The sequence below is a fragment of the Sphingomonas sp. genome, from assembly GCF_017304615.1.
Lineage (GTDB): Bacteria > Pseudomonadota > Alphaproteobacteria > Sphingomonadales > Sphingomonadaceae > Sphingomonas.
In genome coordinates this window covers 130,716-152,957 of sequence record NZ_JAFKLZ010000001.1, presented here as the reverse complement: position 1 = coordinate 152,957, position 22,242 = coordinate 130,716, and the positions used below count along the sequence as shown (strand labels likewise).

Below are 22,242 nucleotides of genomic sequence, written 5' to 3'. Positions count from 1 at the left end.
AACGTGAAACTGGTTCGGGGCGCCTGGAAAATCCTGGTCGGCATCAAGGACGGCCTGGTTCTGCTGTTCATGCTGATCTTCTTCGGCGCGCTGTTCGCGCTGTTGTCGGCCAGGCCGAATGCCGGCGCGATCCGCGACGGGGCGCTCGTGCTGAAGCTCAATGGGCCGATCGTCGAACAACCGGCCACGCCCACCGCGCTGGCCGCTGCGCAGGGCGCGAGCCCAGACCGCGAATTCCGCCTGAGCGACCTCGTCCGCGCGATCGACGCCGCGAAGAGCGACGCTCGCGTCAAGGTGCTGGTGCTCGACCTCGACAGCTATGGCGGCGGTACGCCCGCCGCGGTGACCGAGGTCGCCAATGCGGTCGGCCGGTTCAAGGCTTCGGGCAAGAAAGTGCTCGCTTACGCCACCGCTTATACCGACGGCAGTTACCTGCTCGCGTCGAGCGCCAGCGAGATCTGGGTGAACCCGATGGGCGGCACGCTGTTCTCGGGGCCGGGCGGCAACCGGCTCTATTACAAGGGGCTGATCGACAAGCTTGGCGTCAACGTCCACGTCTATCGCGTCGGCAAGTTCAAATCGTTCGTCGAGCCCTACACCCGCTCCGAACAGTCGCCCGAGGCGAAGGAAGCGCTGACCGCGCTCTATGCCTCGATCTTCGGCCAGTGGAAGGACTTGATCCACAAGGCGCGGCCCAAGGCGCAGATCGACCAGTTCCTGACCAACCCCGACCAGGCCGTCGCCGCGACAGCGGGCGACATCGCCAAGGCGAACCTGGCGGCGGGGCTGGTCGACAAGCTGGGCGATCGCATCGCGTTCGGCCGCCACGTCGCCGAACTGGCGGGCGATGCGCCGAAAAAGGTCGCGGGCACCTATGCCACGATCAAATATTCCGACTGGGTCGCGGCCAATCCACTCGCCACCCGTGGCGACAAGATCGGCATCGTGACCGTCGCGGGTGACATCGTCGATGGCAATTCGGGTCCGGGCGTCGCGGCGGGCGACACGATCGCCAAGGCGGTGCTCGACGCTTTGGCGAAAAAAGAATTGAAGGCGCTGGTGGTGCGGGTCGATTCGCCTGGCGGATCGGCCCTGGCGTCGGAAACGATCCGGCTGGCGGTGCTTGAAGCGAAGAAGCAGGGGCTGCCGGTCGTGGTGTCGATGGGCGGTCTGGCGGCGTCGGGCGGCTATTGGGTATCTACCGCGGGCGATGTGATCTTTGCCGAGCCCAACACGATCACCGGGTCGATCGGCATTTTCGGGATCATCCCAACCTTCGAGAATTCGCTCGGCAAGCTCGGCGTCACCACGGACGGGGTCAAGACAACGCCGCTGTCGGGCCAGCCGGACGTCTATGGCGGCACCAACCCGCAGGTCGATGCGATCCTGCAATCGTCGATCGAACATGGCTACGCGCAGTTCATCGCGCGCGTCGCGGCGGCGCGCAAACTCACGCCGCAGCGGGTCGATGAGATCGGCCAGGGCCGGGTATGGGATGGCGGCACCGCGCGGCAGATCGGGCTGGTCGATCGGTTCGGCACGCTCGACGACGCGGTCGCGGAGGCCGCCAAGCGCGCCGGGATCGACCCCAAGAACGTCGCGCGCGTCTATCTGGAAAAGAAGCCGGGCTGGCTCGCGCAATTGATCGCCGGGTTCAACGGCGACGACGACAGCAGCAGCGACAGCGCCAGTGCGCGTGACGTGTTCGCGGTGATCGCGGCCGAGCGTCAGGACGTTCTGGCCCGCGCGCTGGGCGATGCGAAACGGCTGGCGACGGCAAATTCGGTCCAGGCCCGCTGCCTCGAATGTGCGGGGTTTGAGGACAAGCGGCCGAGCGGTAGCGACCTCAGCCTGGTCCAGATGCTGGTCAAGGCGATCTGGTCTTGATCGCGCTCCGCCCTGCCCGGCCCGACGATGCGGCGGCGATCGCGGCGATCTACGCTCCTTATGTGATGACCGGCACGGTCTCGTTCGAGACCGAAGCGCCCGACGCCGCGACGATGGGAGAGCGGATGGCGGCGTCGGAGGGTCTTTATCCCTGGCTGGTCGCGACCAATGGCGAGGAGGATGGCGATGCCGTTCTCGCTTATGCCTATGCCAGCAAGTTCCGCGAGCGGCCTGCTTATCGCTATGTCGTCGAAACGTCGGTCTATGTTGCCGGACCCGCGCAGGGCCAGGGAATGGGAAGACTGCTGTATCACGCGCTGATCGATACGCTGCGTGCGCAGGGCTTCGTCCAGGCGATCAGCGTTATCTCGCTGCCCAACGATTATTCGATGGCGCTGCACGAAGCGACCGGGTTCCGTCGCCAGGGCGTGTTGCGCGAACTCGGGTTCAAGCAGGGGCGCTGGATCGACGTTGGTTTTTGGCAGTGCGAACTTAACGAAGCGACGATCCCGCCCGCTCAACCGAAGAAATTCAGCGAGGTCGGACTCGTACAGCGAGGCTAGTCGATGCGCCGATACAGTGTCGTCGCGTTGACCTGCGGCAGGTCGGTGGAGCGGATCTCGGCCCGATAGGTCGTGTCACCGATCCGCGCCCAGCGCGACGCAATGCGGAATCGCTGGCCGCCGCGCGTAGTGTAGGCGCCGGAAAATCCGATAAGATTGCCGCGCGAACGCACCGATCCCGCGACGCGCCCGCCCATGGAGTCGCGATAGATGAACGCGATCGCTCCCGCTCCCGCGTCCCAGCGATAGACGGTCTCCCCCGCCAGCACCCGCTTCCCGCGCTCGCTGACCAGATGCCGGTCTCGCACCGTCCCGTCGGTGAGGACCGTGAAGCAATGACGGTCAATCTGCCCCGGTGCGATCTCCCCCTGCCAGCAATGACCGACGAGGAAACCAAACGGCTGGAGTTGCGGCAGCAATACCGGCGCCGGGCTCGCCAGCGTCAGCAGCGCCGCGATCACCGCGTTCCGCCGCGATAGGCCGGCAGCGCGAGCTTCCAGCGGATCGCGACCGCGCGCAACGCGAACCCGGCGACTGCGCCAAACCCCGCCGCGACCGGTAACGGCACGCCGATTTGCCCGAGACCGACATACAGCCCTGCCGCGAGCGCCGCCGCGGTCACGTAGATTTCGGGCCGCATGATGATCGACGGCTCGCCCGCCAGCACATCGCGGATGATCCCGCCGACGCACCCCGTTACCACGCCCATCAGCGCGGCGGGCACCGGCGGCACGCCGTAACCGATCGCCTTGGCCGCGCCGAACACGGCATAGCCAGCAAGGCCCACCGCATCGAACCAATCGAGCGCTTGCCCGCGCCACCATGCCGCAGGGGTCAGCCACACCGCGAACGCGACCACCAGGCAGGCGGCCGCCGCGCGGCTGTCATGGATCCAGAATACCGGCGCGCCGATCAGCAGATCGCGCACCGTCCCCCCGCCCACGCCGGTGACGAGCGCGAAGAAACACAGGGTCACCATCGTCTGCCCCCGCCGCGCCGCCGCGAGCGCACCCGACGCAGCGAACACGACCAGCCCCGCCAGGTCGAGCCACGGCGCGATCGCGGGGAGCCATGAGGTGTGGGGAAGCATGGAGGTCAGCGACGCTCGTCGGTATCAGGTTGGGCCGGTGCGTAAGCTTCGTTACCAGTGAATCCGAATGACATGCCTTTGGGCTCTAGGTCGGCGGCGATCAGGGTCATCAGCACACATTCGATCTGACCGCTGGCTTTTTTGCTAGGCATCTTCCGCAAAGCCAGCGGATCGATTGTCAACGTTGTCGCCCCAGTCGCTATGAGCAGACTGCCCGGCTTGGCTCCACAAAAATGTTCGACACGCCCCGCATAAGCAGGAAGCGGCTGCCCGGCATCGAATTTTGGCGCCTTCTCCAGCAGACCTCGTTTCGCAAGCTCCTGTCGAGCCGCAGCCATGCCAACCTCCCCCATTTTCGGTCGGTAGATTTCCGAGAAGCGCCGGTTCAACGCGGGATCGGCGAACTCTACGAAATACCCATGTTTCGCGGCAGCCTCAGCCAAGCAGCCCATCTGCTGGTCCGATACGGGTGCCGAACCACCCACACCTGTTTCGCGATCCTGCAAGTCGTCGCGATACTCCACGAGCGCACGCGTCTCGTCGATGCCGCAGTTGCGCAAATCATCTATGAAGGTCGCTGTCGGGTCGGCAATAGTGAGTAGGGCTGCAAAGACGAACATGTCGTCGTGATATCAGGCAAATGTTGCCAGTCCAGCCGCCCCCAAACGCAATTGGGGAGCCGGTCTTGCGACCGACTCCCCTGTCGCCGGACTTCGATCCGCTTGCCTGAGCCGAAGCCCCTGCCGCGCCTTCTGGTTTCGGCGGCTCGCTACATCCGTGCGGCTCCAAGGAGCGGCGCCAGGTTTCACGGTTTGCTCGGCCGCGCGGCCCGAAGACCATCGCAACTCTGCGGTTTCGCTCCGCTCCGTTCGTCAGAAGACTCCCTTCGCTTCGCCCGCTCCACCGATCGGCCCGAAGGCCTTTCCTGCTTCGCGGTCGCCCCAGCCCGGTTTCGCCCGAAGGCGCTCCGTTTCCGAAGGCTCGCTCCACTCGATCCACCCGAAGGCACATCCAGCTTCGCGATCTGCTCCACCCCGAAAACCCGAAGGCTTCCTGAATCTCGCATCCGATCCGTCGGTTTGATCCGAAGATCCACCAGACTTCCCGGTTCGGTCGTCGGGGCCGGGCGCGATCATCCGAAGAGTCTCAGCATTCCCGGCCACCGGCGGCCTTACGAAGAACCTAGCCGAAGCTACCTTCTTCGCATTTGGAACATCGGTGATGCCTGTTCCGGTCTTCTCGCTTGCGCGATCCGTCCGGGGTCAGCGGGGGCCGATGTCCCACCTTCGAAACCATCGTCCTTCCCTTGCGGTCCGGCCTGTTTCTCGAAGCTCAAGTCCTTGAACAAACTGCCGATTTCTCGCCAAGCCGTTCAGCTTCCTGATGTCATGAAGCTGTCATCGATTCCGATTCGCGCCAAGCGTTAACCGACGCCGGCAGCCTGTGGATAACGTGGATATCGTGCACATGCTGATCAGCTGCCGCAGGGGATTTGGAACGGGATGAAACTTTGCGGGCAGCAAAGACGTTACGCTTGCGGCATTGATCCAAAGCAAAGGGAATTCGACATGCGAAAGCTGCTGCTCGCCTGCGGGGCGATGACGATGGTCGCATCGACCGCCATCGTGCCGGTCACGCCGGTGCAGGCCAAGAAATACCATTATCGCGAATGGCGCGGCAAGGATGGCCGCACCTATTGCCGCCGTTCGAACGGCACGACCGGCCTGGTGGTTGGGGGCGTCGCCGGCGCGCTGATCGGCAACGGCATCGCGGGTCGCGGCGACAAGCTGCTCGGCACCGCAGTGGGTGGCGTGGCCGGGGCATTCGGTGGCCAGGCGATCGACAAGACGATCACCAAGAAGCGCCGCTGCCGCTGAGCGCTGCGCCGTCAGGTGTGATACGAACGGGGCGCGGCCAATGGGTCGTGCCCCTTTTTTCTTATGGAGCCAGCAATGACGACACGCAGCGGTTCGGCGAAATATGAAGGTTTCGGGAAGGATGGCGTCGGGCATGTGTCGACGCAGTCGGGCGTGCTAAGTGACCAGAAATACGGGTTCGGCACGCGGTTCGGCGACGAGCCGGGTACCAACCCGGAGGAGCTGATCGCCGCAGCGCACGCGAGCTGCTTCACCATGGCCCTGAGCTTCGCCCTCGCCCGCGAGGGGTTCAGCGACGGCACGCTGCAAACGACCGCCAAGGTCACCCTGGACAAGCAAGGCGAAGGGTTCGCGATCACACGATCCGACCTGACGCTGACCGCCAGCGTGCCGGGCATGGATGCCGACCGCTTTGCGCAAATCGCCGCCGACGCCAAGGCGAACTGCCCGGTATCGAAGGTGCTCAACGCCGAGATCACGTTGGAACACACGCTCACCTGAAAACCTGTCGCGCGCCTGAACGCCCGGTAGTTTCGGGTTCACGCAACCTTCGAGCGACACGGCGGGTTTTACGGGAACTCCAAAACGAAAGGGAGAATTATGATGCGACGGCTCCTTCTGGCCGCCCTGGCCGCCACCACGATGGCGGCCCCGATGACGTCTTTTGCCCAAAGCAATCCGCGCGATGCCGGCCGCGAATATCGCGACGAAGTACGCGATGCGAACAAGGACTATCGCCGTGACTTGCGCAATGCCGATAGCCGCCGCGATGTGGCCCGGGCGCAGCGCGAGCGCGATCGGGAAATCCGCGACGCCCGGCGCGACTATCGCCGCGACACGCGCAACTGGCAGACGTGGCGCGGGTATGACTATAATCGGCTGGAGCCCGGCCAGCGTTACTATTATGCCAACCGCTATTATCGCGACGGCCGCTATTACCAGCCGCGCCGGCTGTATCGGAACGACCGCATCTATCGCGGATCGAACGGCCAATATTATTGCCGCCGTTCGGACGGGACGACAGGCCTGATCGTCGGCGGTGTGCTGGGCGGGCTGATCGGCAACTCACTGTCGAACGGACGGTCGAGCACGCTCGGCACCCTGCTGGGCGCGGCTGGCGGCGCGGCTTTGGGGTCGTCGATCGACCGCGGGCAGGTCCAATGCCGCTAAGCGACTGACCTACCGGTCAAGCGAAGGGCTCGGCAACCGCCGGGCCCTTTTCGCGTCATAAGATCCCGCCGCCGAGCGACAGCCGCCACGCGGCGATCAGCAGCAGGACGATGTTGAAGATCAACCCGGACTTGTGCCGCGACAAGGCACCCAACAGCACGCCGACCGCGCCTATCACCAGCGCCAGCCAGTTGAGCCAGCCGAGGAACGGGATCAGGCCGACCAGCACGAAGACGAGCAGGACGATGCCGATCAGGATCGAGACAAGGTTGAGCATGAGCCAGCATGTGGGATGTGCGCACCGCCGCGCAAGGCCTGCGTAGCTCTATCTTAACGCCTTCTTTGCTATCGCCCGCATCGAACCATCGGAGTGTTGCCGGCGTGGCTGTCCGCCATTTGATACTAGTCGCACTCGCCCCGCTCGGGCTTGTCGCGTGCGGGTCGCAGCCGGCCGCCGAAAGCAATCTCGATTCGCTCGACGCCGAACTCGCGAGCAACACCGCCAATTCCAGCGACCCAGCGATACGCGCCGCGTTGCAGGATCAGATCATGGTCGATCCGGCGCTGACCGGCCAGTCCAACGCCGACGCGGTGCGCCCACCGCAGCAACCCTATTCGGGTGCGCTGCCGCCGGATTCGGTCGCGGGTGGCAAGACCGACGGCACCATCGCCGCGGGCGGTTCATCATCGTCGAGCGGCAGCAAGCCGACCCCGCCCGCCTCAGGCGATTGCCCGCAGTGCAAGGTGAAGAACGATTCGGTGACACTCGGCGCGCTCGCCAGGCGCCAGCGCGACCAGCGCACCGCGGGCTGCGCGAACGAGCTGCAATATTCGACCGGCTGGGCGCAGCGCCTGCCCGCCGCTTTGCCGCTCTATCCCGATGCACGCGTCGATGAAGCCGCGGGGGCCGCGGCAGGCGGTTGCGCGCTGCGCGTAGTCAACTTTTCGACCGAGGCGTCGATCCAGACCGTGCTCGACTGGTATTACGGCCGCGTCACCGCCGCCGGCTATTCGGCCGAGCATCAGGCCAATGACGGCCAGCATGTGCTCGGCGGCACGCGCCGCGATGGCGCCGCATACGTAATTTACTTTGACACGCGCGGCGATGGCCGTACCGAGGTCGATATTGTGGCGAACAACGGGAACTGATGTCCCGCTGATCGCTTCTACCCCCTTCAGCACCCACGCGAGGCCGCCTACCCGATAGCGGACAGCATAGGCAGCGCAGTTCGCGTGGGTGCTGAAACCAGCCGTTTGTTTAGCGGCGTCGCTCCGCTACAGGCGGATAATGAATTTCCTTCTGGTCATGGTCGGCGGCGCGGTCGGCAGCGCGGGACGTTACGCTGTCGGCAAGACGATGCTGGCGGCGTTCGGACCCAATTATCCTTGGGGCACGCTGGCGGTGAACCTGATTGGCGGGTTCGTCATGGGACTGCTCGCAGGATTGCTGGCCCGCACGGGAGGCAACGAGCATACGCGGTTGCTGATCGGCGTCGGCGTGCTCGGCGGGTTCACGACCTTCTCCGCCTTTTCGCTCGATACGGTGACGATGATCGAACGCGGGCAATGGGGCGTCGCGCTGACCTACGTGCTTGTATCGGTGATCGGATCGGTGCTGGCGCTGTTCGGCGGGCTGTATCTGGTCAGGGCCATTGCATGAGCGACATCCGCACCTTCACCGTCGCGCCCGACGACGACGGCATCCGGCTAGATCGCTGGTTCAAGCGGCATTTGCCCGACACCAGCTTCACGCTCGTCGCGAAATGGGCGCGTACCGGCCAGCTCCGGGTCGACGGCGCGCGCGCGACGCCGGGCGATCGCATCGCCGCGGGCCAGACGCTTCGCGTGCCGCCGCCCGAGCCGGTCCAGGTCGCGGGCAAGCCCAAGCGCGAACGGCCGCCTTTGTCCGACGAGGAAGTGGAATTCGCGCGCGACATGGTGATCCACCAGGACGCACAGGCGTTCGTGCTCAACAAGCCGCCCGGCCTCGCGACGCAGGGCGGGACCAAGACGACCGCGCATGTCGATGGCCTGCTCGACGCGCTGCAATACGACAATGAGGGCCGGCCCAAGCTGGTCCACCGGCTCGACAAGGATACGTCGGGGGCGTTGCTCGTGGCGCGCACGGCTCGTGCCGCCGCCTTCTTCGCCAAGAGCTTTTCGGGGCGCAGCGCCAAGAAGGTCTATTGGGCGCTGATCGTCGGCGTGCCGTCGATCGAGGACGGCGTGATCGACTTGCCGCTCGCCAAGCAGCCCGGCACCGGCGGCGAGAAGATGCATGTCGATGAGGAGAACGGGCAAGCGTCGCGGAGCCGCTATCGCGTGATCGAACGCGCCGGCAATTCGACCGCCTGGGTCGAGCTGACCCCCTATACCGGCCGCACGCACCAGCTCCGCGTCCACATGGCGGCGATCGGCCACCCGATCGTCGGCGACGGCAAATATGGCGGGCCTGCGGCGTTCCTGACCGGCGGGATCAGCCGCAAGATGCACCTCCATTCGCGGCGGATCGCGGTCGATCATCCCGACGGTGGCAAGATCGACGTCGAGGCCGAACTGCCCGCGCATTTCGCCGAAAGCCTGGCGCAACTCGGGTTCGACCAGATGCTCGGCAACATGATGCCGCTCGACGAGGCCCCCGCCCCGACCAAGGCCGAACAGAAGACCCGCGCCAAGCAGCACGCCAAGACCGTGCGCAAGGAGCGCAAGGGCGAACGGCGCAATCGCGGGGCGGCCGATGCGCCGCGCCGGGGTGCGGCGAAGGGCAGGAAGCCGGGTACGAAAAAGCCCAGCCCGAAGAAGCGCTGATGCATCCCAATTCCACCTTCCGCTGGGAAGATCGCGACGCCATGCGCGCGCTGGTGAGCGAACTTGGCTTCGGCCAGTTGTTCGCCGCGACGCCAGACGGGCCGCGCGTGGCGCAGGTGCCGGTGGTGTGGCTGGACGACGACACGCTGGGTCTGCACGTCGCGCGCGGCAACGGGATCGCGCGGTACCTCGACGGCGCGACCGGGCTCTTCACGGCGCTGGGGCCGGACGGTTACGTCAGCCCGGACTGGTATCGACTCGGGCCGGATCAGGTGCCGACCTGGAATTACGTCGCGGTCGAGCTGGAAGGCGTGATGCGGCGGATGATCGACGACGATCTGGTCGCGCAACTCGATCAGCTGTCCGCCGAACAAGAAGCGAAGCTCGCGCCCAAGACGCCGTGGACGCGCGACAAGATGGACCCCAAATTGTTCGGCAAGCTGACCGCCGCGATTGTAGGCTTCCGGCTGGAAATCGCGGGATGGCGCGGAACGCTCAAGCTCGGCCAGAACAAGCCCGAGGCTGCGCGCCTTGCTGCCGCCGACGGCGCCGAGGCATCGGGCCGGCGCGGGATCGCACACTGGATGCGCAACCTGTGACGCGGCTCGCGATCTTCGACTGCGACGGGACGCTGGTCGATAGCCAGGCGAATATCTGCCGCGCTGTCGAGGAAGCGTTCGCTGAAGCGCGGATCGCCGTGCCGCCGCGCGACGCGATCCGCCGGATCGTCGGGTTGAGCCTGGTCGAGGCGATGCAGGCGTTGCTGCCCGACGCATCGGACGCCGACCACCGCGTCCTTGCGCAGAAATACAAGGACAAGTTTGTCGCGATGCGCGCGAGCGGGGCGCTCGACGAGGAGCCGCTGTTCGACGGGGTCGGCGCGCTGGTCGAGCGGCTCGCCGACCAAGGCTGGCGGCTCGGCGTCGCGACGGGCAAGTCCGATCGCGGGCTGGCGCATGTCCTATCGACGCACGGACTCGCGCATCATTTCGTGACGCTCCAGACGTCGGATCGCCACCCGTCCAAGCCGCATCCGTCGATGATCGAGGTGGCAATCGCCGAAACCGGGGCCGATCCCGCGCGTACCGCGATGATCGGCGATACGACCTATGACGTCATGATGGCGGTAAATGCCGGCGTGCGTGCGATCGGCGTGGGCTGGGGTTATCATTCGCCGGACGAACTGGCGGACGCTGGCGCGCATAGCATCGCGCTTGAAGTCGCCGACTTGCCGCAGCATCTGGAAGCGTGATGACCGAAGAACCCAGCCCGGCGCAGTCGCGCAATCGCTACCTCATGATTACCGCCACGCGGCTGATCGGCGCCGCCGGGGCCGTATTCGGGCTGGTGCTCACCGCTCGCTATCCGCAATGGCAGATGAAGGTGCTGGGCGGCGCGATCGTGCTGTCGGCGATCTACATGTCATGGGTCGTGCCGCTGGCGCTCGCGCATCGCTGGGCGACGCCGGGGAACGTGCGGACCAACCGGCGGCGGCCGCCCAAGCTGCGGAAATGAAGAGGTTCTGGAAGGACGTCACCGTCGATGCCGAGCGCGGCGTACGGCTCGACGGCAAGCCGGTCCGCACGCCCGGCCGGCTGCCGCTGGTGCTGCCGACCGACGCGCTCGCCGACGCGGTCGCCGAGGAATGGCGCAGCGTCGAGGGCGACATAGACCCGCGCGCGATGCCGCTGACGGGCCTGTCAAACGCCGCGATCGAACGCATCCCGGCCGACCCCGCGGTGTTCGCCGCCAACCTCGCCGCTTATGCCGAGAGCGACTTGCTCTGCTACCGCGCCGACGCGCCGCCCGACCTGATCGAGCGGCAGAACGCGTTGTGGAATCCGCCGCTCGACTGGGCGGAGGGACGCTATGGCGTGCAGTTCGAGCTGGCGTCGGGGGTCATGCACCAACCGCAACCCGACGCGACGATCGAGAAACTGGCGGTCGCGGTGGCGACGCGCGATGCCTTTGAACTCGCAGGGCTGTCCCCGATCGTCACGATCACCGGGTCGCTGGTGCTCGGCCTCGCGCTGATCGAAGGCGCGATGGCGGCGGAGGCCGTGTGGACCGCCGCGAACCTCGACGAGGATTGGCAGGCTGAGCAATGGGGCGAGGACGCGCTGGCCGCGCAAACGCGCGCCGCGCATCGCGCCGAATTCGACGCGGCGGTGCGCTTCCTGACGCTAGGCCGCTGATAACGGTCGGACGCGCGTCGTCCGCTTCCAGGGCCACGCCGACCAGATCGCCACGCCGGACGCGACGAACGCGCCCAGTACGATCGGCAGCGGCGGCAGATCCTTGATCTGTGCGAATGCGGCCGCCCACCAGTCGCTCGCGGCAATCGTCTCGAACTGGACGATGCGCCAGACGCTGTACACCGTGACGAGCAGGAACGGCCAGCCGTCGCGCCGCCGCGCGAGATAAACCGCGAGCGCGATGGCGATCGTCAGCAGGTCCGCAAGGTGCCACCAGCGTGGCAGCGGCAATCGCGAGAACACTGGTGGCAGCACCAGCGCCACGGTCGCGAGCATGTAAGCGGCGTGCAGCCCGACCCGCCGGCGATTGACGATCGCCGCGCGGACCATAGCCACCAGCATGATTGTCGAAACGATATCATCCATGCCCAGCCGCGCGCCGAACGCCCCATAGAACGGGTCGCTCTTCGTCAAGAACTTGGTCGCCATGCCCTGCAGCGCGAGCGCCCCGCCGGCGGCGAACAGTGGCACCAGCACCAGCACCGAGCGAGCCGCCAGTCTGTGCCACACGAACCGCTTGGCGTGCGCCGTCCAGCTCTGCGCCAGCGCGAGTATGATCCAGCAGCTCGCCGTCAGGCCGTGCGCATGGAATACCCAGCTCGCGCCGCGTAGATTGCTGAAATAAGCTGGCCAGAACGCAAGGCCGATCGCCGGGACCAGCGCCAGCAGAATGACGTAATGCGCGTAACGATAGGGCATCATCGGCTCCCCCAAGCCGTGGCTACATCTCCGGCAGGCGCCGGATGAACCCGATCATACCGCGCTGGCGTGAGCGCTTCAACCGTTCGGCCGTCAGGATCGTCTGCACGCACTCATAGCAATCGTCGAGGTCGTCATTGACCAGGACATAATCGTAGCCGTCCCAGTGGCTGACTTCGCCGAGCGCGCGGTCCATGCGGTTGTCGATGACTTCCTTGCTGTCGGTCGCGCGCTTTTCGAGCCGCTCCCGCAGCGTCCTGAGCCCCGGCGGCAGGATGAACACGCGCACCACGTCGCCCCCGGCAAGCTGGAACAATTGCTGAGCACCCTGCCAATCGATGTCGAACAGGATGTCACGCCCGTGCTCCAGATCCTTGAACACCGTATCGCGCGGCGTGCCATAGCGATTGTCGCCCATCACGCGGGCCCATTCGAGGAACTGGTCGTCCTCCACCATCTGGCGGAACGTCGCGGTATCGACGAAGTGATAGTCCTTGCCGTCGACCTCACCCTCGCGGATCGGGCGCGTCGTGTAGGACACCGACATTTTCAGCCGGTTGTGCTCTTCCTTGAGCAGCCGTTTGGCGATCGTCGATTTGCCTGCCCCCGATGGCGATGACAGCACGAACATCAAGCCGCGCCGTTTGAAGCTTTTGGGTTGCGACGCGCGATGATCGACCATGTGCGCCTTTGGCGTGGAGCACCGCTCCACGTCAAGGCGAGTCGCGTGCTATTCGGTGACCGGTTTGGGTCCGAACACGGCGTCACGCGCCTTGCCGATGCCGCGCCACACCAGCCAGCCGGTCGCGAACGTTACGGCCAGCGGCACGGCAACGCGCACCGCGGCCGCCGTCGCTGCGCCGATGATCGCGCCGTCCACGGTCGAATCGTCCCCATCGCTGCCATCGATCGCGCTACCGATCGTCGCGCCCAGAATCGTGCTGAATTTCATGAGTGCCCTTTCGCTTTTGCGATGAAACTGCGCCGCGCGGCCAAGGTTCCTTCGCAAATCGAGCGAAGCTCAATAGTAAAGCATATGCTTAGCGAATCGAATCTGCTCGACCGTGTGTTTCAGGCGCTTTCCGACCCCACGCGACGCGCCATCGTCGAGCGGCTCGTGGAGCAGCCGATGACCGTCAGCGCGATCGCGGCGCCGTTCCCCATGTCGCTTCCGGCGGTGATGCAGCATCTTGCGGTACTCGAAACTGCCGGACTGGTGCGATCGTATAAGGAAGGACGCGTGCGGACCTGCATGATCGATCCGGTCGCGATGCGGCTCGTCGAGCATTGGGTCGATGACCGGCGCCGCGACCGGCGGCGGCCGTTCGACCGGATCGACGAATATCTCGTTGCCGCCGACTAGCGGCCGACCATAACCTCTGGCCGCACGACGCGGTCGAACGTCGCTTCATCGACCAGACCGAGGCCGAGCCCTGCCTCCTTAAGCGTAAGGCCGTGTTCATGCGCGTATTTCGCGATCTTCGCGGCATTGTCGTAGCCGATTTCGGGCGCGAGCGCGGTGACGAGCATCAGCGAGCGATCGACAAGTTCGGCGATTCGGCGGCGGTCGGGCTCCAGCCCATCGACACAGCGTTCGGCGAAGCTTTCCATGCCCACGGCAAGGAGGTCGATCGAGCGCAGCACGTTGGCGCCGATCAACGGCTTGAACACGTTAAGCTCCAAATGCCCCTGCATCCCGCCGACGGTCACCGCCTGGTGGTTTCCGATCACCTGGCCCGCAACCATCGTCAGCATCTCGCACTGGGTCGGGTTGACCTTGCCGGGCATGATCGAGCTGCCCGGCTCGTTGGCGGGCAGCGCTAACTCGCCGATCCCCGAGCGCGGGCCGGAGCCGAGCAAGCGGATGTCGTTGGCGATTTTTGTCAACGCGACCGCCAGGCTGTTCAGACGGCCAGAGAAATCGACCAAAGTATCGTTCGACGCCAGCGCCTCGAACTTGTTGGGCGCGGTTTCGAACGCAAAGCCGGTCAGCGTCGATAGCTCGAAGGCGACTTCGGTATCGAACCCCGCCGGCGCGTTGAGTCCGGTGCCGACGGCGGTGCCACCCTGCGCCAGCCTCGAGAGCGCGTGGATGACGAACGGCTCGGTGCGGGTGCGCGCGAGTTTCAGTTGCGCGTAATAGCCCGAAAACTCCTGGCCCAGCGTCAGCGGCGTCGCGTCCTGCAAGTGGGTGCGCCCGATCTTGACGATGTCGTCCCACGCTTTCGCTTTGGCGAGCAGCGCGTCGGCAAGCCGATCGATCGCGGGGAACAACCGCCGCGTCGCCGCCAGTGCCGCCGCAACATGCAGAGCGGTCGGGAAGCTGTCGTTCGACGACTGGCTCATGTTGACATGGTCGTTGGGGTGGACCGGCGTCTTGCCGCCGCGTGTACCCGTCAGCATCTCGTTGGCGCGGCCGGCGATGACCTCGTTGACGTTCATGTTCGACTGCGTGCCGCTGCCCGTCTGCCAGATCACGAGCGGGAACTGGTCGTCGAGCTTGCCCGCGACGACTTCGGCCGCAGCCGCCTCGATCGCGTCGGCCAGGTCGGGCGGCAGGCCGTGCCGCCGGTTCACCCGCGCCGCCGCCTGTTTCACGAGAGCGAGGGCATGAACGATCGCGATCGGCATGCGTTCGGTAGCCGGGAACGGAAAATTCTCGATCGATCGCTGGGTCTGCGCGCCCCAATAGGCCGACGAAGGGACCTCGATTGCGCCGATCGAGTCGGTCTCGGTTCGAGTGTCAGCCATCACCATCTCCGTCATGCCGGACTTGATCCGGCATCCCGCTTCTTCCGCCGGCTGAAGGAGCGGGACCCCGGCTCAAGGCCGGGGTGACGAAGAAGTTTATTTCTTCCGCTTGAAATCCACGCTCACGACGTTCGACCCGTCATCGACCCGCTCGACCGGATCGTTTTCAGCCTCGTCGTGCGGCTCCGGTCCTTCGGGTTCCTCCTGCGCCTGGAAGCGCAGTTCGAAGTTCACCGCTGGATCGTGAAAACCCGTGATCGCCGAATAGGGAATGTCGAGCTTCGACGGCACCTGATTGAAGCTGAGACCCACCGAAAACCGCTCATCGTCCACCGTGAGATCCCAATACCGGTTCTGCAGGACGATCGTCATCTCGTCCGGAAATCGCTCGATCAGCCGCGACGGGATGTCGACGCCAGGCGCCTGAGTCTTGAAGGTGATGTAGAAATGATGCTCGCCGGGCAGGCCGCCGCCAGCCGCGACCGACCCCAGCACGCGGCCGACCACGGCGCGCAACGCCTCTTGGACGATCTCGTCATAGGGAATCAGGCTGTCGGGCAACTGCTCGCTCATATCCCTTCGGTAACCAATGCGAGGACGGGGTCAAGATTGCATAGGCGCGCGGTGGCGCTATGGGGAGCGGCATGCGCACCGCGACGATCAGCCGCAAGACGAGCGAGACCAGCATCGACGTCACCGTCAATCTCGACGGGACGGGGGCGTATCGGGTGTCCACGGGCATCGGGTTCTTCGACCATATGCTCGAACAGCTCAGCCGCCATTCGCTGATCGATCTCGACGTGAAGACGGTCGGCGACCTGCACATCGACCAGCATCACACGGTCGAGGATACCGGGCTCGCGATCGGCGAGGCAGTGGCGCAGGCGCTGGGCGAGAAGCGCGGCATCCGGCGCTATGCCGATGCGCTGTCACCGATGGACGAGACGCTGACGCGCGTCGCGCTCGACATTTCCGGGCGGCCGTTCCTGGTGTGGAAAGCCGAGTTTTCGCAAAAACGCCTCGGCGAGATGGATACCGAGATGTTCGAGCATTTCTTCCACTCGTTCGCGCAGACCGCCGGGCTTACCTTGCACATCGAGACGCTCTACGGGTCGAACAACCATCACATCGCCGAGGCCGCGTTCAAGGGACTGGCGCGCGCGTTGCGCGAGGCGGTCGAGATTGATCCGCGCAAGGCCGACGCGATCCCCTCGACCAAGGGAACGCTTTGACCGTCGCCTTGATCGACTATGGCGCGGGCAACCTCCATTCGGTCGCGAACGCGCTGAAGGTCGCTGGCGCGCACGACATCGCGGTGACCGACAACCCGGATGTGGTGGCGAAAGCTGATCGCATCGTCCTGCCGGGCGTCGGCGCGTTCGGCGCGTGCGCGTCGGCATTGCGCGGCGTGGACGGCATGGTCGAGGCGATCGAACAGCGCGTACGCGGCGATGGCGCGCCCTTCCTCGGCATCTGTGTCGGCATGCAATTGATGGCCGACGCTGGCGAGGAAATGGGCGAGCATCCGGGCCTTGGCTGGATCAGCGGACGCGTCCGGCGCCTGAAGCCGAGCGATCCCACCGCCAAAGTCCCGCACATGGGCTGGAACGACGTCCGCCCCACCGCTCCCCACCCGTTGATCGAACCGGGCGAGGCCTATTTCCTTCATTCCTTCGCGTTCGAGGGCGACGATGTGGTGGCGACGACCGACCATGCCGGCCCGGTCGTCGCGGCGATCGCGCGCGACAACCTCGCTGGGGTGCAGTTCCACCCCGAAAAGAGCCAGCGCTACGGCCTTGATCTGCTCTCGCGTTTTCTGGAGTGGCGGCCATGAGCCTGATCGTCTTCCCCGCCATCGACCTGAAGGGCGGCAACGTCGTCCGCCTGTCCGAAGGCGACATGGACTCGGCGACAATCTACGGCAACGATCCGATCGCGCAGGCGATGGCGTTCGCCGCGGCGGGCGCGCAGCACCTCCACATGGTCGATCTCGACGGCGCGTTCGCCGGACAGTCGGTCAACGGCGAGGTTGTGCGCGCGGTGGTCGAGGCATTCCCCGGCCATGTCCAGCTCGGTGGCGGCATTCGCGACCGCGCGGCGATCGAGGGCTGGTTCGACGCCGGCGTTGCGCGGCTGGTGATCGGAACCGCCGCGCTGGAGAACCCCGATCTGGTTCGCGAGGCGGCGCACGATTTTCCCGGCGGGATCGTCGTCGCGGTCGATGCCAAGGACGGCATGATCGCGACGCGCGGCTGGGCGGACGTATCGGACGTCGCGGTCCACGATCTCGCGCGCCGGTTCGAGGACGCCGGGGTGGCGGCGCTCCTTTTCACCGATGTCGGGCGCGACGGGTTGCTCAAGGGCTGTAACGTCGAGGCCACCGTCGATCTCGCACGATCGGTTGACATTCCCGTCATCGCGAGCGGCGGCGTGGCAGGGATCGGCGAAATCCACGTGCTGGCACTGCACGCTCGCGACGGGATCGAAGGCGTGATCACGGGCCGCGCACTGTATGACGGCCGCCTCGATCTGGCGACGGCGATCGCGGTGGCGGAAGCAGGCGCGTGACCGTCCGGGCACGCGTGATTCCATGCCTCGACGTTGCGAACGGGCGCGTGGTTAAAGGGGTCAATTTCGTCGACCTGCGCGACGCCGGCGATCCGGTCGAGCAGGCACAAGCGTATGACGCCGCGGGGGCGGACGAGCTTTGCTTCCTCGACATCACCGCCAGCCACGAGGCGCGGGGGACGATCCTCGACGTCGTGCGGCGGACGGCGGAAGTGTGCTTCATGCCGTTGACGGTCGGCGGCGGGGTGCGCTCGGTCGAGGATGCACGGGCGCTGTTGCTAGCGGGCGCGGACAAGGTCGCGGTCAATTCGGCGGCGGTGGCGCGGCCCGACCTGGTCGGCGAGATCGCCGAACGCTTCGGCAGCCAGTGCGTCGTTGGCTCGGTCGATGCGCGGCGGTCGGGTGGCGGCTGGGAAGTGTTCACGCATGGCGGGCGCAAGTCGACCGGACTTGACGCTGTCGCGCACGCGTTACGGCTCGCCGAGCTGGGTGCGGGCGAATTGTTGGTCACCAGCATGGACCGCGACGGCAAGCGCGACGGCTACGACCTCGACCTGATCCGCACGATCGCCGACCGGGTGAGCGTGCCGGTGGTGGCGTCGGGTGGCGTCGGCGGGCTCGACGACCTGGTCGCGGGCATTCGCGACGGCCATGCCAGCGCGGTGCTCGCCGCCAGCATTTTCCATTTCGGCGAGGCCAGCATTGCCGACGCCCACCGCGCATTGGCGACAGCGGGGATTCCGGTGCGGGTCCCTCTCTCCTGATCGCCCCCCCGACTTGATCCGGGGTCCCGCTGTTCCGCCAGAGAAGAAGCCGGATGCCGGAACACGTCCGGCATGACGGAGAATTAAGAGTTGGGTGTTTAATCAGACGCCATGCGCTTCGTCCTGTCCTTGTTGCTGTTCGCGACCCCGGCCTTCGCGCAGGTACCGCCGCACAGTGGCATCATCCACACGCGCAGCATGCCCGAACTCTCGGATATCGCCCTATTCGCGATGGCGGTCGGCGGCGTGTGGCTAGTCCGCCGCGCGCTCCGGAAGCGGTTCAAGCAGCCCGATACCCACGTCGAGGATTGACGTTGCGCGCGCGCGCGGCCACCGATCCGTTCGATGGCCGACGACCCGCTGGATGCGCTCGACGCAATTATCCGCTCGCGCAGGGGCGATGATCCCGCGACCTCCTACACCGCGCAATTGTTCGCCAAGGGCCGAGCCAAGATCGCGCAGAAGGTCGGGGAGGAAGCCGTCGAGACGGTCATCGCGGCGATGGGCGACGACGCGAGCGCGCTGACGGTGGAGGCCGCGGACCTGATCTATCACCTCCTTGTGCTGCTCGCCGACGCGGGCCTGTCGCTCGACGACGTCCGCGCCGAACTCGCGCGGCGCACTGGACAATCGGGCCTGACCGAAAAAGCCAATCGGAGCGAATGATGCCGATCGACGCGACCTTGCCCTATGACGACCAGAACATCTTCGCGAAGATCCTGCGCGACGAAATCCCGTCGAAGCGGGTGTACGAGGACGAGTGGGCGATCGCGTTCCACGACATCGCCCCGGTCGCGCCGATCCATATCCTGGTGATCCCGACCGGCGCCTATGTCTCATGGGACGATTTCAGCGCGCGGGCGTCGGCGGAAGAAATCGCGGGCTTCGTGCGTGTCGTGGGCAAGGTCGCGCGCGATCTCGATCTCGTCGCGCCGGGTTATCGCCTGCTCGCCAATGTCGGGCTGCACAGCGGACAGGAGATTCCCCACCTGCACGTCCATCTGTTCGGCGGCAAACCGATGGGGCCGATGCTCGCGCGTTAAGGGATTGCGCCACCCGCTTTTGTGGTTAGGCTCCGGTGCCAACACAAAATGACAAGCCAAGGGGTGGCCCACACATGATTTTCGACCGCGTTAAACCATTGGACGCGATCCTCGCGACCGCCGAGAAGAAAGGGCTGCACCGGTCGCTCGGCGCGTTCCAGCTCACCATGTTGGGCGTCGGCGCGGTGATTGGCACGGGTATCTTTGTACTGACAGCCGTCGCCGCGCAAAAGGCCGGCCCAGGCATGATGATCAGTTTCTGCATCGCCGGCTTCGTCTGCGCGGTGGCGGCGCTTTGCTATTCGGAACTGGCGTCGATGGTGCCGGTTGCCGGGTCAGCTTACACCTACACCTATGCCGTTATGGGCGAGACGCTGGCCTGGATGGTCGGATGGGCACTTGTCTTAGAATATGCCCTGGGCGCCAGCGCGGTGGCCGTAGGGTGGTCAAACCACTTCGTCGGCGCGCTAAAAGATAGCCACGTATATTTTCCGGAGATAATCAGCAACGCCAATGGCCTGATGGCTAAGGTGTCACTGGCATTCGGCAGCGCGCCGACCCAAGACTTGCTCAATGCCGCGCAGCATGGCGGCTATATCAACCTCCCGGCGGTCGTTATCGTGTTGGTCGTGACCGGTTTGCTGATCTGGGGAACGACGGAGAGCGCGATGGTCAATGCCGTGCTTGTCGTCGTCAAGCTCGTCGCGTTGACGGCGTTCATCATCCTGACATTGCCCTTGCTGAAGTCCGACAATTTCAGCCCGTTCACGCCGACCGGTTTCGGCAATCTGACCAGCGGCACGGGTTATGTCGGTGCAGCCGCGTCGATTTTCTTCGCTTACGTCGGTTTTGACGCGGTTTCGACTGCGGCGGAGGAAACCAAGAATCCGCAGCGCAATGTGCCGATCGGTCTGATCTGCAGCCTGTTGATCTGCACCTTGATCTACTTGCTCGTAGCAGCGGGTGCGATTGGCACGCTGGGCGCGCAACCGGTGACGTCGGCCGCTGGCGCATTCCTGGCGCCAGGGTCGCCCGAAATGACCGGCCGGTGTGCAGCAATCGTGGCGAGCGGCGCGACCCAGCCCTTGGTCTGCTCCGATCACGCGTTGGTACATGTGCTCCAGACGATCGGTTATTCGCGGATCGGTTATTTTGTGGGTCTCGCCGCAATCATCGCGTTGCCGTCGGTCGTGCTAATGATGATGTTCGGCCAGACCCGCGTGTTCTTCACGATGGCGCGTGACGGCTTGCTTCCGTCGTCGTTCGCGAAGGTGCATCCGAAGTTTAAGACGCCATATGTCGTAACCGCCGTCACCGGCACGTTCGCTTTGGTCTTCGCCGGTCTGTTACCGGTCGGCAGCCTGGCGGACTATTCCAACGCAGGCACGTTGTTCGCGTTCGCGATGGTCGCGACCGCAGTGCTGGTGCTGCGTCGCAAGGACCCAACTCGCAAGCGCGCGTTCCGCACCCCAGCGGTGTGGATTGTAGCGCCGTTGGCGATCATCGGCTGCATCGTCCTCTATGCTGCGCTGGACACGACATCGAAGCTCGTGCTGGTTGGCTGGGGCGCAATCGGCCTGGTCGTCTATTTCCTCTACAGCCGTAGCCGGAGCCATGTCGGGCGCGGGATCATCGACGTGGTCGACGACCCGGCGATGCTGCCTGAGACGTCGCACCCGCTCGACTAATCGGCGGACAGGCGAAAACAAAAAAGGCCGGGGGGCGATCCCCGGCCTTTTTTTGTTTGTCCCAGGCTCGCTCAGCCGATCTTATCGGCGACCAGCTGCTTGATGTCGGCGACAGGACGCGGGCCGATATGGCCGATGCATTCGGCGGCGCAGAGCGCGCCCATGCGGAGGCTCGTGGCGAGATCGCGGCCCTGCGCCTGCCCGGCCAGGAAACCGGCGGCGAACAGGTCGCCCGCGCCGGTCGTGTCCACCACGTCATCGACGGGTTCGGCGGGTACGCGGGCATGCTCGCCATCCTTGTGCGCCTCGGCCCCCGATGCGCCATGCGTGCAGACCAGCAGCGGCACGCGCGCCGACAAGGCGGACACCGCCGCGGCAATGTCGTCGTCCTGCATCATCGCGCGGACTTCGTTGTCGTTGGCGAACAAGATGTCGATCTGGCCGGCGTCGATCAGTTCGAAGAATTCGGCGCGATGCCCCTCGACCACGAACACGTCGGACAGCGTAAGCGCGACCTTGCGCCCCGCCCCCCGCGCCATCGCGATCGCGCGCTTCATCGCGTCGCGCGACTGGTCGGCATTCCACAGATAGCCTTCGAGATAGAGGATCGCGCCCGCTTCGATCGTCGCCTGATCGACGGCCGCTTCGGGCAGAAACTGCGCCGCGCCGAGGAAGGTGTTCATGGTGCGCTGGCCATCTGGCGTGATCAGCACAAGGCAGCGTCCCGTCGGATCGCCACCGGTCGCGGGCGCAGTCGGGAAATGCACGCCCAGCGCCTTCACGTCATGCGCGAAGACCGCGCCAAGCTGGTCATCCGCGACCTGGCCGATAAAGCCGGTCGCATGGCCGAGCGCGGCGAGCCCCGCGATCGTGTTGGCGGCCGATCCGCCCGACACTTCGCGCCCGGGCCCCATCCGTGAATACAGCGCGTCGGCGGCGGCGGGATCGAAGATCAACTGCATGCCGCCCTTGGTCATCCCCTCGGCTACGATGAACTCGTCGGTCGCCTGGGAAAGGATGTCGACGATCGCGTTGCCGATCGCGACGACGTCATAGGTCGGGCTGGTCAAAATATGTCT

General features: G+C 65.6%; 31 protein-coding genes. 21 read left to right on the top strand and 10 right to left on the bottom strand.

Annotation, left to right across the window (positions count from 1 at the left end; translation table 11 throughout):
• Positions 1-3: 3 nt before the first annotated feature.
• Complete coding sequence (sppA, locus tag J0J06_RS00820; RefSeq protein WP_294039461.1) at positions 4-1,887, top strand: signal peptide peptidase SppA; 1,884 nt, start codon at positions 4-6, stop codon at positions 1,885-1,887.
• Positions 1,884-2,450 carry a GNAT family N-acetyltransferase gene (locus tag J0J06_RS00815; RefSeq protein ID WP_294039460.1) on the top strand — a complete coding sequence of 189 codons (567 nt, stop codon included), beginning with the start codon at positions 1,884-1,886 and terminating at the stop codon, positions 2,448-2,450. Before sppA ends, J0J06_RS00815 begins: the two co-directional genes overlap by 4 nt.
• Here the strand turns inward: J0J06_RS00815 and J0J06_RS00810 are convergent.
• From J0J06_RS00810 to J0J06_RS00800, 3 genes are read right to left on the bottom strand one after another with little or no spacing between them, the layout of a single operon-like run.
• On the bottom strand, positions 2,447-2,911 hold the full coding sequence (locus J0J06_RS00810) for a hypothetical protein (protein ID WP_294039459.1): 465 nt from the start codon (positions 2,909-2,911) through the stop codon (positions 2,447-2,449). The two genes, J0J06_RS00815 and J0J06_RS00810, sit on opposite strands and share 4 nt — an antisense overlap.
• Complete coding sequence (locus tag J0J06_RS00805) at positions 2,908-3,540, bottom strand: trimeric intracellular cation channel family protein (protein ID WP_294039458.1); 633 nt, start codon at positions 3,538-3,540, stop codon at positions 2,908-2,910. The genes J0J06_RS00810 and J0J06_RS00805 overlap by 4 nt, the downstream gene beginning before the upstream one ends.
• Before the next feature lie 5 nt (positions 3,541-3,545).
• On the bottom strand, positions 3,546-4,160 hold the full coding sequence (locus J0J06_RS00800) for a hypothetical protein (protein ID WP_294039457.1): 615 nt from the start codon (positions 4,158-4,160) through the stop codon (positions 3,546-3,548).
• A gap of 948 nt (positions 4,161-5,108) precedes the next feature.
• Here J0J06_RS00800 and J0J06_RS00795 point away from each other — a divergent pair.
• From J0J06_RS00795 to J0J06_RS00785, 3 genes are all read left to right on the top strand, one after another.
• Positions 5,109-5,417 carry a glycine zipper 2TM domain-containing protein gene (locus J0J06_RS00795; protein WP_294039456.1) on the top strand — a complete coding sequence of 103 codons (309 nt, stop codon included), beginning with the start codon at positions 5,109-5,111 and terminating at the stop codon, positions 5,415-5,417.
• 75 nt (positions 5,418-5,492) lie between these two features.
• Positions 5,493-5,918, top strand: coding sequence for an OsmC family protein (locus J0J06_RS00790; protein ID WP_294039455.1), 426 nt, complete (start codon positions 5,493-5,495; stop codon positions 5,916-5,918).
• A gap of 99 nt (positions 5,919-6,017) precedes the next feature.
• Positions 6,018-6,587 (top strand): glycine zipper 2TM domain-containing protein, encoded by a 570-nt coding sequence (locus J0J06_RS00785; RefSeq protein WP_294039454.1) that lies wholly within the window; start codon positions 6,018-6,020, stop codon positions 6,585-6,587.
• Positions 6,588-6,642: 55 nt separating this feature from the next.
• On the opposite strand, the gene J0J06_RS00780 is transcribed toward J0J06_RS00785, so the two are convergent.
• Positions 6,643-6,864 carry a hypothetical protein gene (locus J0J06_RS00780; RefSeq protein WP_294039453.1) on the bottom strand — a complete coding sequence of 74 codons (222 nt, stop codon included), beginning with the start codon at positions 6,862-6,864 and terminating at the stop codon, positions 6,643-6,645.
• A gap of 104 nt (positions 6,865-6,968) precedes the next feature.
• Between J0J06_RS00780 and J0J06_RS00775 the strand changes: the two genes are divergently transcribed.
• The 7 genes from J0J06_RS00775 (at position 6,969) to J0J06_RS00745 (ending at position 11,590) form a co-directional block, all read left to right on the top strand.
• Entirely contained in the window at positions 6,969-7,736 is a 768-nt protein-coding gene (locus J0J06_RS00775; protein ID WP_294039452.1) for a hypothetical protein, read from the top strand.
• Between the two features lie 136 nt (positions 7,737-7,872).
• Positions 7,873-8,247 (top strand): fluoride efflux transporter CrcB, encoded by a 375-nt coding sequence (gene crcB / locus J0J06_RS00770; RefSeq protein WP_294040793.1) that lies wholly within the window; start codon positions 7,873-7,875, stop codon positions 8,245-8,247.
• Positions 8,244-9,395 carry an RluA family pseudouridine synthase gene (locus J0J06_RS00765; RefSeq protein WP_294039451.1) on the top strand — a complete coding sequence of 384 codons (1,152 nt, stop codon included), beginning with the start codon at positions 8,244-8,246 and terminating at the stop codon, positions 9,393-9,395. The genes crcB and J0J06_RS00765 overlap by 4 nt, the downstream gene beginning before the upstream one ends.
• Complete coding sequence (locus tag J0J06_RS00760; protein ID WP_294039450.1) at positions 9,395-9,994, top strand: FMN-binding negative transcriptional regulator; 600 nt, start codon at positions 9,395-9,397, stop codon at positions 9,992-9,994. The genes J0J06_RS00765 and J0J06_RS00760 overlap by 1 nt, the downstream gene beginning before the upstream one ends.
• Entirely contained in the window at positions 9,991-10,647 is a 657-nt protein-coding gene (locus J0J06_RS00755) for an HAD-IA family hydrolase (RefSeq protein WP_294039449.1), read from the top strand. Before J0J06_RS00760 ends, J0J06_RS00755 begins: the two co-directional genes overlap by 4 nt.
• Positions 10,647-10,910 carry a hypothetical protein gene (locus J0J06_RS00750; RefSeq protein ID WP_294039448.1) on the top strand — a complete coding sequence of 88 codons (264 nt, stop codon included), beginning with the start codon at positions 10,647-10,649 and terminating at the stop codon, positions 10,908-10,910. Before J0J06_RS00755 ends, J0J06_RS00750 begins: the two co-directional genes overlap by 1 nt.
• Positions 10,907-11,590, top strand: a complete 684-nt coding sequence (locus tag J0J06_RS00745; protein WP_294039447.1) for an ATP12 family chaperone protein — start codon at positions 10,907-10,909, stop codon at positions 11,588-11,590. The genes J0J06_RS00750 and J0J06_RS00745 overlap by 4 nt, the downstream gene beginning before the upstream one ends.
• On the opposite strand, the gene J0J06_RS00740 is transcribed toward J0J06_RS00745, so the two are convergent.
• The 3 genes from J0J06_RS00740 to J0J06_RS00730 are packed head-to-tail and all read right to left on the bottom strand — an operon-like array spanning position 11,579 to position 13,301.
• Complete coding sequence (locus J0J06_RS00740) at positions 11,579-12,352, bottom strand: hypothetical protein (RefSeq protein WP_294039446.1); 774 nt, start codon at positions 12,350-12,352, stop codon at positions 11,579-11,581. The genes J0J06_RS00745 and J0J06_RS00740 overlap by 12 nt on opposite strands.
• Before the next feature lie 19 nt (positions 12,353-12,371).
• Positions 12,372-13,031 (bottom strand): guanylate kinase, encoded by a 660-nt coding sequence (gene gmk / locus J0J06_RS00735; protein WP_294039445.1) that lies wholly within the window; start codon positions 13,029-13,031, stop codon positions 12,372-12,374.
• Between the two features lie 48 nt (positions 13,032-13,079).
• The gene (locus J0J06_RS00730; protein ID WP_294039444.1) at positions 13,080-13,301 is read right to left on the bottom strand and encodes a hypothetical protein; all 222 of its coding nucleotides are present in this window, start codon (positions 13,299-13,301) and stop codon (positions 13,080-13,082) included.
• An 84-nt stretch (positions 13,302-13,385) separates the two neighbouring features.
• On the opposite strand from J0J06_RS00730, the gene J0J06_RS00725 reads away from it, so the two are divergent.
• A complete protein-coding gene (locus J0J06_RS00725) occupies positions 13,386-13,712 on the top strand; it encodes a metalloregulator ArsR/SmtB family transcription factor (RefSeq protein WP_294039443.1) in 327 nt (108 codons plus the stop codon).
• Here the strand turns inward: J0J06_RS00725 and fumC are convergent.
• Positions 13,709-15,100 carry a class II fumarate hydratase gene (gene fumC, locus J0J06_RS00720; RefSeq protein WP_294039442.1) on the bottom strand — a complete coding sequence of 464 codons (1,392 nt, stop codon included), beginning with the start codon at positions 15,098-15,100 and terminating at the stop codon, positions 13,709-13,711. The genes J0J06_RS00725 and fumC overlap by 4 nt on opposite strands.
• A 96-nt stretch (positions 15,101-15,196) precedes the next feature.
• Entirely contained in the window at positions 15,197-15,673 is a 477-nt protein-coding gene (locus J0J06_RS00715; protein WP_294039441.1) for a ClpXP protease specificity-enhancing factor SspB, read from the bottom strand.
• Between the two features lie 71 nt (positions 15,674-15,744).
• Between J0J06_RS00715 and hisB the strand changes: the two genes are divergently transcribed.
• From hisB to J0J06_RS00675, 8 genes are all read left to right on the top strand, one after another.
• Positions 15,745-16,332, top strand: a complete 588-nt coding sequence (gene hisB, locus J0J06_RS00710) for an imidazoleglycerol-phosphate dehydratase HisB (RefSeq protein WP_294039440.1) — start codon at positions 15,745-15,747, stop codon at positions 16,330-16,332.
• Positions 16,329-16,934 (top strand): imidazole glycerol phosphate synthase subunit HisH, encoded by a 606-nt coding sequence (hisH, locus tag J0J06_RS00705; protein ID WP_294039439.1) that lies wholly within the window; start codon positions 16,329-16,331, stop codon positions 16,932-16,934. The genes hisB and hisH overlap by 4 nt, the downstream gene beginning before the upstream one ends.
• Complete coding sequence (hisA, locus tag J0J06_RS00700) at positions 16,931-17,668, top strand: 1-(5-phosphoribosyl)-5-[(5-phosphoribosylamino)methylideneamino]imidazole-4-carboxamide isomerase (RefSeq protein WP_294039438.1); 738 nt, start codon at positions 16,931-16,933, stop codon at positions 17,666-17,668. The genes hisH and hisA overlap by 4 nt, the downstream gene beginning before the upstream one ends.
• Positions 17,665-18,432: an imidazole glycerol phosphate synthase subunit HisF gene (gene hisF / locus J0J06_RS00695; protein ID WP_294039437.1), complete on the top strand. Its 768-nt coding sequence runs from the start codon at positions 17,665-17,667 to the stop codon at positions 18,430-18,432. Before hisA ends, hisF begins: the two co-directional genes overlap by 4 nt.
• A 111-nt stretch (positions 18,433-18,543) precedes the next feature.
• Positions 18,544-18,744: a hypothetical protein gene (locus J0J06_RS00690; protein WP_294039436.1), complete on the top strand. Its 201-nt coding sequence runs from the start codon at positions 18,544-18,546 to the stop codon at positions 18,742-18,744.
• A gap of 33 nt (positions 18,745-18,777) precedes the next feature.
• On the top strand, positions 18,778-19,098 hold the full coding sequence (locus tag J0J06_RS00685) for a phosphoribosyl-ATP diphosphatase (RefSeq protein WP_294039435.1): 321 nt from the start codon (positions 18,778-18,780) through the stop codon (positions 19,096-19,098).
• Positions 19,098-19,475, top strand: a complete 378-nt coding sequence (locus J0J06_RS00680) for a histidine triad nucleotide-binding protein (RefSeq protein WP_294040792.1) — start codon at positions 19,098-19,100, stop codon at positions 19,473-19,475. The genes J0J06_RS00685 and J0J06_RS00680 overlap by 1 nt, the downstream gene beginning before the upstream one ends.
• A 74-nt stretch (positions 19,476-19,549) precedes the next feature.
• On the top strand, positions 19,550-21,163 hold the full coding sequence (locus J0J06_RS00675; RefSeq protein ID WP_294039434.1) for an amino acid permease: 1,614 nt from the start codon (positions 19,550-19,552) through the stop codon (positions 21,161-21,163).
• A gap of 71 nt (positions 21,164-21,234) precedes the next feature.
• Here J0J06_RS00675 and J0J06_RS00670 read toward each other — a convergent pair whose 3' ends face one another.
• A complete protein-coding gene (locus tag J0J06_RS00670; RefSeq protein ID WP_294039433.1) occupies positions 21,235-22,233 on the bottom strand; it encodes an adenosine kinase in 999 nt (332 codons plus the stop codon).
• Positions 22,234-22,242: the final 9 nt, after the last annotated feature.